The organism is Sedimentibacter acidaminivorans (assembly GCF_017873955.1).
GTDB classification, from domain to species: Bacteria; Bacillota; Clostridia; order Tissierellales; family Sedimentibacteraceae; genus Sedimentibacter; species Sedimentibacter acidaminivorans.
Genome location: NZ_JAGGKS010000022.1, coordinates 1 through 1,240 on the forward strand (window position 1 = coordinate 1; position 1,240 = coordinate 1,240).

1 rRNA gene is annotated in these 1,240 nt (G+C 52.0%); it reads left to right on the forward strand.

Annotated features, from left to right (window positions below):
• Window positions 1–1,240, forward strand: a 16S ribosomal RNA gene (locus J2Z76_RS16480); the annotation flags it as partial.

Here is a 1,240-nt window from a genome sequence, read left to right on the forward strand (position 1 = left end):
ATCGCATGGTGAGTAAGTCAAATTGATTAAGAGGTATAGGATGAGTTCGCGTCTGATTAGCTAGTTGGTGAGGTAATGGCTCACCAAGGCGACGATCAGTAGCCGGCCTGAGAGGGTGAACGGCCACACTGGAACTGAGACACGGTCCAGACTCCTACGGGAGGCAGCAGTGGGGAATATTGCACAATGGGCGAAAGCCTGATGCAGCGACGCCGCGTGAGTGAAGAAGGCCTTCGGGTCGTAAAACTCTGTCCTTGGTGAAGAAAAAAATGACGGTAGCCAAGGAGGAAGCCCCGGCTAACTACGTGCCAGCAGCCGCGGTAATACGTAGGGGGCGAGCGTTGTCCGGATTTACTGGGCGTAAAGGGTGAGTAGGCGGTTGTATATGTCAGATGTAAAAGGCACAGGCTTAACTTGTGTAAGCATTTGAAACTGTACAACTTGAGTGCAGGAGAGGTAAGTGGAATTCCTAGTGTAGCGGTGAAATGCGTAGATATTAGGAGGAACACCAGTGGCGAAGGCGACTTACTGGACTGTAACTGACGCTGAGTCACGAAAGCGTGGGTAGCAAACAGGATTAGATACCCTGGTAGTCCACGCTGTAAACGATGAGTGCTAGGTGTTGGCCAGCGATGGTCAGTGCCGAAGTAAACACAATAAGCACTCCGCCTGGGGAGTACGGTCGCAAGACTGAAACTCAAAGGAATTGACGGGGACCCGCACAAGCAGCGGAGCATGTGGTTTAATTCGAAGCAACGCGAAGAACCTTACCAAGGTTTGACATCCCCTTGACAGATGCAGAGATGTGTCCTCCCCTTCGGGGGCAAGGGAGACAGGTGGTGCATGGTTGTCGTCAGCTCGTGTCGTGAGATGTTGGGTTAAGTCCCGCAACGAGCGCAACCCTTATCCTTAGTTGCCAGCAAGTTAAGTTGGGCACTCTAAGGAGACTGCCGGTGATAAACCGGAGGAAGGTGGGGATGACGTCAAATCATCATGCCCCTTATATCTTGGGCTACACACGTGCTACAATGGTCGGTACAAAGGGAAGCGAAAGAGCGATCTGGAGCAAATCCTTATAAACCGATCCCAGTTCGGATTGTAGGCTGCAACTCGCCTACATGAAGTTGGAGTTGCTAGTAATCGCGAATCAGAACGTCGCGGTGAATGCGTTCCCGGGTCTTGTACACACCGCCCGTCACACCATGGAAGTTGGTAATACCCAAAGTCGCTGAGCTAACCG